The sequence below is a fragment of the Saliphagus sp. LR7 genome, assembly GCF_003344565.1.
In the GTDB taxonomy this organism is placed as follows: domain Archaea; phylum Halobacteriota; class Halobacteria; order Halobacteriales; family Natrialbaceae; genus Saliphagus; species Saliphagus infecundisoli.
Genome location: NZ_QPND01000055.1, coordinates 1 through 2,463, shown reverse-complemented (window position 1 = coordinate 2,463; position 2,463 = coordinate 1). Strand labels below are relative to the sequence as shown.

Sequence of the window (2,463 nt, the reverse complement as noted above, 5' to 3'; positions counted from 1 at the left end):
CGCCCTCGACGGTTTCACCCGCAGAGACGGTGACGATCTCCTCGGGCTGGTAGCCCGGCGGGGTTGCCGCGACCGTGACGACGTACGTCCCCGCGGGAACGTCGAGAGCGTACTGGCCCTCGGCGTCGGTGGTCGTCTCGTACGTGTCGCCGTCGCCGTTCTCGCCGACGATCGTGACGCCCTCGACGGGTTCGCCGTCGTCGCTTGCGGTGACCTGGCCGCTGATCGAGCCCGGCGCGGGCTCTAAGGCCGCGTCGTAAGTCACGGCCCCGTCCTCGGGCACCTCGATCGTCTCGGTGATCTCGGCGTAGTCCTCCGCCGTCACCGTGATCTCGTGTTCGCCCGCGGGGATGCCCGCCAGCGAGTAGGTGCCGTCGGCGTCGGTCGTGGCGGTGTAGGTTCCCCCGTCGGCGTCGAGGGTGACGGTGGCGCCCTCGATGGGGTCGCCGCTTTCGGCGTCGGTCACCGTCCCCTCGACGGTCGCGCCGGCCGGGACGGCCGTAAACGCCACGAGGTCCTGGTCGTCCTCGCTCTCGACGGCATGGAACCACTCCAGGTCGGGGTCGACGTCGCCGAGCGTGTTCGCGAACTCGACGGTCGCGGACTCGCCGGGTGCCAAGGAGACCTCCTCGCTGGTCTGCTCTATGCCGGCCACGACCCCGGTGTCGTCGACGTAGACGACGGCGTTCCCGAGGATCGCGTCGGCGTCGGCGCTGAAGTCGTCATCGGAGACGAACGACGAGCGTCCGAACGTCGCCAGCAGGACCTCGCGGCCGTCATCGGAGACGCCGACCGCGCTTCCGTCCGGCTCCCCATCGGTGGCGGCGACGTCGGCGACCGTCTCGCCGCTGTAGCCGTCGAACCAGGCACGGTCGGCGGCGCTCGCGGCGTGGAGTTCGACGGTGTCGCCGGCCTCGCCGACGCCCGTGAACAGCGCGTGATCGGCCGTGAGTTCGAGGTTGATGGGCGTCGAGCCGCTGTACCCGTCCTCGACGGTCGAGGGATCGCCGGTCGCAGCCGAGAGATCAGTGATCGAGGCGGAGCTCCCGCCCCAGTTCTCGAGGTAGACGACGCCCTGGTCGTCGCCGAGTTCGTCGAGGAAGGCGCCGACGTCGGCCTCGTCGAAGTCGTTGACGACGAAGACGTCGTACTCCCCGACCACGGAGAGGAGATCGCTGGCGTCGACCGCACTCACGCCGTAGCGATCAGAGTCGAGTTCGCCCTGCAGGGTTTCGACGATGTCCGCGGCGTTCTCGATCTCGGCCTCGACGTCCCGTTCAACGACCTCGCGGCGGTGTTCCTCCTCGTCGACGCCGCCGTCGACGACCGCGACGTCGGTCTCTCCTTGCACCACGTCGTAGGTCACGGTCTGGGTGTCGGGCGCGTCGCCGGTGTTCTCGACTGTCGCGTCCACGTCGTAGCCGTCGCCGACCGCGACCTCCCCGGGCGCGTCGGTGATCTCGACGTCGAAGAAGGCCGCGAGGATCGTGATGGTCGCGGTCTCGCTGTCGTCGTCGGTGAACACCCCGTGGTCGTACGTCCCTGCCTCGATGTCGCTCGTGTCGACGGTAAATGAGACGCCGGTTCCCTCGCCGGGCTCGAGGGAAACCTCCTCGGTGAGCAACGCCTCGTCGAGGTCGTCGAAACGGAACTCGACGGTCTGAGTGTCGGCGGCGTTGCCGGTGTTCTCGACGTCCCCACTCACCTCGATTTCGTCACCCTGGTCGACTTCGCCGGGTGCGTCGAGGTTTGAGACCTCGAAATACGACGAGACGAGCGTCAGCGAGTCGGTCTCGCTGTCGTCCTCGGCGTAGAGGCCGTAATAGTACTCGCCGGGTTCGAACCCGCTCGTATCGACCGTGAGCGTAACCGTGGTCTCGGCAGGATGACCGACGGGGTCGGAGACGCCGGGGGCGGCGAGATCGACGAACGTGGTCGTGACGGGTTCGCCCGAGCCGAGATCGTCCTTGGTCTCGGCCATGTGGACGGCGAGTTCCTCGATCGCGCCCTCCTCGCCCGTGTTCTCGAGATCGGCTGAGATCTCGATCTCGGTGCCCTGGTCGGCCTCGTCGGGCCCCTCCAGGTTCGAGACGTCGATCGTCCCCAAGTCGAGATTGCCCTGGATCTTGTACTGCAACAGATTGAGGTCGGTGGTATCGACCTCGCCGTCACGGTTCAGGTCTCCGAGATCCTCGTTGAACCCCTCGGGGTTCATCCCGTAGATGTACTGTTGGGTGAGTTGGACGTCCTGGACGTTGACCGATTCGTCCTGGTTGACGTCGCCGAGATCGTACTCGTAGACGGCGGCGCCGACCTCGTCGACGGCGGCATACGCATCGACGATGCCGTACCCATACCGGACGTCCTGTTCGTCGCCCGGCTCCGACCAGTCGTCGGGTTTCCAGGCGGTCCCCTCGAGCACCGACCGGCTGTCCGCAGCGGTGAGGTCCTCGTTGGCCGAGA

The 2,463-nt window shown here is 67.5% G+C and carries 1 protein-coding gene; it reads right to left on the bottom strand.

The window, feature by feature from the left end:
* On the bottom strand, nt 1–2,463 hold a 2,463-nt coding region (locus DVH23_RS23040; protein ID WP_114579673.1), incomplete at both ends, for a carboxypeptidase regulatory-like domain-containing protein.